Genomic DNA, 6,248 nt, shown 5'->3' on the forward strand with positions numbered 1-6,248 from the left:
GGGAGCAGAAGCGGCTCATGCTGGCGGCGCTGCTGCGCGGTCCAGACGAGATCCTGCTGCTCGACGAACCCGACAACTACCTTGACGTGCGGGGCAAGCAGTGGCTGGAGCGGGCGGTCAGGGAGTCGGCCAAGACGGTGCTGCTCGTCTCGCACGACAGGTGGCTGCTGGCCGAGACGGCCGACCGCATCATCACGGTCGAGGGGCGCGGGGCGTGGGTGCACGGCGGCGGATTCGCCGGCTACGCCGAGGCCCGCAGGCGGCGCGCGGAGCGGCTGGAGGAGCGGCGCGGGCGCTGGGAGGACGAGCGGGCCCGGCTGCGCGGCCTGGTGCACACACTCCGTCAGCGCTCGGCGAACAACGACGCGCTCGCGGGCGCGTACCGGTCGGCGGTGACGAGGCTGGAGCGGTTCGAGCGGGCCGGGCCGCCCGAGCGCGCGCCGAAGGAGCAGAACGTGCGCATGCGGCTGCGCGGCGGCCGCACCGGCAAGCGGGCGCTCACGTGCGAGGACCTGGAGCTGAGCGGCCTGCTGCGACCGTTCTCCACGGAGATCTGGTACGGCGAGCGCGTCGGCGTCCTCGGCGCCAACGGCACCGGCAAGTCGCACTTCCTGCGGCTGCTGGCCGGCGAGCCGATCGCCTGCACCGGCTCGGCCCGGCTGGGCGCCAGGGTCACGCCCGGCTATTTCGCGCAGACCCACGAGCGGCCCGACCTGCACGGACGCGCCGCGGCCGACGTCGTGATGCGTGAGCACGCCATGACCCGCAACGAGGCGATGGCGGCGCTGGCCCGCTACGAGCTGGCCCCGGCGGGCGGGCAGCCGTTCGAGACGTTGTCGGGCGGCCAGCAGGCCCGGCTGCAGATCCTGCTGCTCGAACTTTCGGGGGCGACGCTGCTGCTGCTCGACGAGCCGACCGACAACCTCGACCTGGCCGGCGCGGAGGCGTTGCAGCGGGGCCTTGCCGGGTTCGCGGGCACGGTGCTGGTGGTCACGCACGACCGGTGGTTCGCCGCCGGCTTCGACCGTCACCTGATCTTCCGCGCGGACGGCCGCGTGCAGGAGAGCGCCGAGCCGCGCTGGGACCTCTAGCCGGAGGCCGCGCTCTGCCGGCGCAGGGCGGAGACCGTCATGGCCTCGTCGACCGCCTCGGGCGACAACACGTGGTCGAGCACCATCACCGCGCACCCGCTGATGCCGGCGCCCGCGCCGAGCCGGCTCGGCTCGATGCGCAGCCGGCGGGTCGCCAGGGCGGTGGAGCGGCGGTAGACGACCTCGCGGATGCTGGACACGAGCGGCCCGAACGCCTCGGCGACGTCGCCGCCCAGCACCACCACCGACGGGTTGAGGATGTTGACCGCCCCCGCGAGCACCTCGCCGATCCTGCGTCCCGCCTCGCGCACGGTGGCCATCGTCTCGGCGTCGCCCGCCCGCACCAGCGCCGTCACGTCGGCGATCGTCGTGACGTCCTTGCCGAGGGCCCGCAGGTCGCGCAGCAGCGCGGTGCCACTGGCGACGGAGTCGACGCAGCCGGTGTTGCCGCACCGGCACAGCACGTCGCCGCCGTCGAGCACGGGGATGTGCCCGATCTCGCCCGCGGCGCCCAGCGCACCGCGCAGGATCTCGCCGCCGGCGACGACGCCCGCGCCGATCCGCGTCGAGATCTTCACGAACATCAGGTCGCTCAGGTCGGGGTAGACGCCGCGGTGCTCGCCGATTGCCAGCACGTTGACGTCGTTGTCGACGAGCACCGGGACGGGGAACCGCTCGTGAATGATCGGCGGGATCACCACTCCGGTCCAGGAGGCCATCACGCGGGCGCTCTCCGTGCGGCCCTGCGCGAACTCGACCGTCGCGGGCACGCCCATGCCGACGCCGGCGACCGTGGAGCGGGGACGGCCGCCGAGCAGCTCGTCCCAAGTGTCCATGAGCAGCGGCAGCACCACGTCGGGGCCCTGCTCCACGTCCATCGCGAACTCGCGCCCGTCGAGCTCGTGCCCGGCCAGGTCGCAGACGGCGACCCGGGTGCGGCTGGCGCCGAGCGCCGCGACCAGCACCACGCCGCCCGAGGCGTTGAACTCCAGCCGGACCGGCGGCCTCCCGCCCGTGGAGGGTGCGTCGGCGCGCTCCACGACCAGGCCGCGTTCCAGCAGCTCACCGACGCGCAACTGCACCGCTGGGCGCGACAGGCCGGTCACCCGGCCGAGGTCGGCGCGCGTCACGGCCTCTCCTGAGCGGATGAGGCGGAGCACCTCGCCACTGGTGGCGAAGGTCGCGGCAGTACGTCGAGGCATAGGCTAAGTGAACCACACGGGGTTAGGTAATGAAAAGTCGCGACTTTTTTATCTTAGATTCCAAAACTCCGCTTGTGTACGAACCAAACTCTAGTTATTGTCCGTTCTATCCCTAGTTGGTAGATCATGGAGTCTCAACCGTGTCCCCCCTCTCGACCTCACCCGCAGATCACCCAGATCCCGCCGGCGCGCACACCGCGGACCTCGTCGTCTTCGGCGGGACCGGCGACCTGGCCATGCGCAAGCTGATCCCGGCGCTCTACCACAGCGACAGGGACGGCCGGCTCTCCCCCCAATCCCGCGTCATCGCCATGTCCAGGGGCGGGCTGACCGACGCCGACTTCCGCGGAAAGGTGGACGCCGAGGTACGCGACCAGGTGCCCGCCGACGATCAGGCCGGCTGGCAGCGTTTCCTCGGCCGCCTGCACCACGTCTCGGTCGACGTCGGCAGAGACGTCACGGGCACGGGCACGGGCACGGGCACGGGCACGGCCACGGGCGGGACCGACCGGCAGGGCTGGGGCGCGCTCACCAGGCTGCTGGCCGGGCACGAGCAGCGCGACCGGATGTTCTACCTGGCCAGCCCGCCCCGCACGTTCGGGCCGTTCTGCCGTGAGCTCGACGAGGCCGGGCTGGTGACGCCGAGCTCCCGCGTGGTGCTGGAGAAGCCGCTCGGCCATGACCTGACGAGCGCGCAGCGCATCAACGACGAGGTCGGCGTCATCTTCGACGAGCGCCAGATCTTCCGCATCGACCACTACCTGGGCAAGGAGACCGTCCAGAACCTCCTGGTCCTGCGCTTCGCCAACGCCTTCCTCGAGCCGATCTGGAACTCGCTCTGGATCGACCACGTCCAGATCACCGCGGCCGAGACCGTCGGGACGCCCGGCAGGCGCGGCTACTACGACCACGCGGGCGCGCTGCGCGACATGGTGCAGAACCACCTGCTGCAGCTGCTCACGCTGACCGCGATGGAGCCGCCCGCCCGCAGCGACCGCGAGGCCGTGCGTGACGAGAAGGTCAAGGTGCTGCAGGCGCTGCGGCCGATCACGGGCACGGAGGCCGACCGCTTCACCGTACGCGGCCAGTACGTCGGCGCGGACGGCATGCCGGGCTACCTCGACGAGCCCGCGTCCACGCCGCCCACCGAGGCCTCGCGGCGGGTGGAGACGTTCACCGCGATCCGGGCCGAGGTGAAGAACTGGAGGTGGGCGGGAGTGCCGTTCTACCTGCGCACCGGCAAGCGGATGCCGTACCGGCGCTCGGAGATCGTGGTGCAGTTCAAGGACGTGCCGCACTCCATCTACCCCGGCGGCGCGCCGAACCGGCTGGTGCTGCGGCTCCAGCCGGAGGAGGGCATCCGGCTGCACATCATGGCCAAGGAGCCGGGTGCGGGCGACGTGACGCTGAAGCCGGTGCCGCTGTCGCTGAGCTTCGGCGAGACGTTCTCGACGCGGGTGCCGGAGGCGTACGAGCGGCTGCTGACCGACGTGCTGGCCGGGAACCCGACGCTGTTCATGCGGCGGGACGAGGTGGAGGCGGCCTGGCGCTGGATCGACCCGATCCTGCAGGCCTGGGAGTCGCAGGCGGAGCTGCCCGAGCCCTACCCCGCGGGGACCACCGGCCCCGCGGGCGCCCATGAACTGCTCGGCCGCAGCGGTCGCACGTGGCACGAGGAGGACGTGTGAACGAGCGCGCGATGCGTACCTGCCGATGGAGAGAGCTCGGGTTCACCGGCCCGACGAAGGAGCGTGCATGAACCCCGTCATTCAGGAGATCACCGACCGGATCGCCGAGCGGAGCGCCACGAGCCGGGCCGCGTACCTGGCGCGGATCCGCCGTGACGGCGAGGCCGCGCGGGCGAAGGGGCCCGCGCGGGCGCACCTCGGCTGCGCGAACCTGGCGCACGGCTTCGCGGGCGCCTCAGGCGAGGACAAGCCCGCGCTGCGCGCCACGGCGAAGCCCGGCGTGGCCGTCGTGACCAGCTACAACGACATGCTCTCCGCGCACCAGCCGTACGAGACGTATCCGCAGGAGCTCAAGGCGGCCGTGCGCAAGGCCGGGGGTGTGGCGCAGGTGGCGGGCGGCGTGCCCGCGATGTGCGACGGCATCACGCAGGGACGGCCCGGCATGGAGCTGTCCCTCTACAGCCGCGACGTGATCGCCATGGCCACCGCGATCGCCCTGTCGCACGACATGTTCGACGCGACGCTGCTGCTGGGCGTGTGCGACAAGATCGTGCCGGGGCTGTTCATCGGGGCGCTGCACTTCGGGCACCTGCCGGCGGTCTTCGTGCCCGCCGGGCCGATGACGTCCGGCCTGCCGAACAAGGTCAAGGCCCGCACCCGGCAGTTGTTCGCCGAGGGCAAGGTGGGCAGGGACGAGCTCCTGGACGCCGAGGCCCGGTCGTACCACTCCCCCGGCACCTGCACCTTCTACGGCACCGCCAACTCCAACCAGGCGCTGATGGAGGTCATGGGCCTGCACCTGCCGGGCTCGACGTTCGTCAACCCGCACACCGAGCTGCGCCACGCCCTCACCGCGGCCGCGGGACGAAGAACCGTGCAGATCACCGCGCACGGCGAGGAGTACACGCCGATCGGCGAGGTGGTCGACGAGAAGGCCATCGTGAACGCCTGCGTCGCCCTGCTTGCCACCGGCGGCTCGACCAACCACACGCTGCACCTGGTGGCCATGGCGGCCGCCGCGGGCATCGTCCTGACCTGGGACGACCTGGCCTGCTTGTCACGGGTGGTGCCGTCGCTGACGAAGATCTACCCGAACGGCCAGGCGGACGTGAACCACTTCCGCGACGCCGGCGGCATGCAGGTGCTCATCGGTGACCTGCTGGACGAAGGGCTGCTCCATGCCGACGTGCTGACCGTCGCGGGCCGCGGGCTCGACCGCTACCGCGAGGCGCCCGCCCTGGTGGACGGCGAGCTGCTGTGGTCGCCGGTCACCGGCGGCAGCGCCGACCTGGACGTGCTGCGTCCCGTCGCCGAGCCGTTCGCGGCGGACGGCGGGATCCACATGGTCGAGGGCAACCTGGGCCGCGCCGTCAGCAAGGTGTCGGCGGTCAAGCCGGAGCACCTGGTGGTCGAGGCGCCGGCCAAGGTCTTCGACGACCAGCTCGACCTGCTGGAGGCTTTCGAGGCGGGCGAGCTGGACGGGCGGGACTTCGTGGCGGTCATCCGCTACCAGGGACCGAGCGCGAACGGCATGCCCGAGTTGCACAAGCTGACCTCGCCGCTGGCCGTGCTGCTCGACCGGGGGCAGCGGGTGGCGATCGTGACCGACGGGCGGATGTCGGGCGCGTCCGGCAAGGTGCCCGCGGCCATCCACCTGTCGCCCGAGGCGGCCGACGGCGGGCCGATCGCGCTGGTGCGCGACGGCGACGTCGTCAGGCTCGACTCGGCAGCGGGCACCCTGCAGCTGCTGGTGCCGGCCGAGGAACTGGCCGGGCGCGCACCCGAGGGACGGCCGCTGAGCGACGCGCAGTGGGTCGGGACCGGGCGTGAGCTGTTCGCCGCGTTCCGCCGGATGGCGGGGCACGCGGAGCAGGGGGCCGGGATCTTCGGGGTGAGCGGCGCCGAGTCTCCGCACCACGGCCCCGGGCTGGGTTTCCCCGCCGAGGCGGGCTCCTCGCACCTGGAGGCGGGCGCCCCTGTGAGGGCTCGCCCCGCCGGGCTGGTCCGGTGACGGTCCGGCTGGGGATCGCGGCCGGCGCGGCCTGCCCGGACGGCGCGGCCTGCCCGGACGGCGCTGACGGCCAGGACCGGGCGGGCGGGCGTGGCATGCGGCGGTGTGAGGGGAGCCTTCCTGACGCCGGACGCCGGAGGTGCGCGTGAAGGCCTTCGACCTTCCGTGGCTCGTCGCCGACATCGGCGGGACCAACGCCCGGTTCGGCCTGGTCACCTCGCCGGGAGCGCGGCCGTCGAACGTGGCGGTTCTCGCC

Annotated in this window: 4 protein-coding genes and 1 pseudogene; 4 read left to right on the forward strand and 1 reads right to left on the reverse strand. The window is 72.6% G+C overall.

The features are described from left to right. Nucleotides 1–1,091 (forward strand): ATP-binding cassette domain-containing protein (locus GUY59_RS45460; RefSeq protein ID WP_161715076.1); only part of this gene is annotated, 1,091 nt, incomplete at its 5' end. Here GUY59_RS45460 and GUY59_RS45465 read toward each other — a convergent pair. Then, nucleotides 1,088–2,293 (reverse strand): ROK family transcriptional regulator, encoded by a 1,206-nt coding sequence (locus tag GUY59_RS45465; protein WP_138208522.1) that lies wholly within the window; start codon nucleotides 2,291–2,293, stop codon nucleotides 1,088–1,090. The two genes, GUY59_RS45460 and GUY59_RS45465, sit on opposite strands and share 4 nt — an antisense overlap. 140 nt (nucleotides 2,294–2,433) lie before the next feature. Here GUY59_RS45465 and zwf point away from each other — a divergent pair, with 140 nt between their 5' ends. From zwf to GUY59_RS45480, 3 genes and pseudogenes are all read left to right on the forward strand, one after another. Continuing rightward, nucleotides 2,434–3,981: a glucose-6-phosphate dehydrogenase gene (zwf, locus tag GUY59_RS45470; RefSeq protein ID WP_289514378.1), complete on the forward strand. Its 1,548-nt coding sequence runs from the start codon at nucleotides 2,434–2,436 to the stop codon at nucleotides 3,979–3,981. 67 nt (nucleotides 3,982–4,048) lie between these two features. Next, on the forward strand, nucleotides 4,049–5,992 hold the full coding sequence (gene edd, locus GUY59_RS45475) for a phosphogluconate dehydratase (RefSeq protein ID WP_138208521.1): 1,944 nt from the start codon (nucleotides 4,049–4,051) through the stop codon (nucleotides 5,990–5,992). Between the two features lie 145 nt (nucleotides 5,993–6,137). Then, a pseudogene (locus GUY59_RS45480) lies at nucleotides 6,138–6,248 on the forward strand (glucokinase); the annotation flags it as partial.

Origin of the sequence: Nonomuraea sp. K271, from assembly GCF_009908215.1 — a bacterium.
Lineage (GTDB): Bacteria > Actinomycetota > Actinomycetes > Streptosporangiales > Streptosporangiaceae > Nonomuraea > Nonomuraea longispora.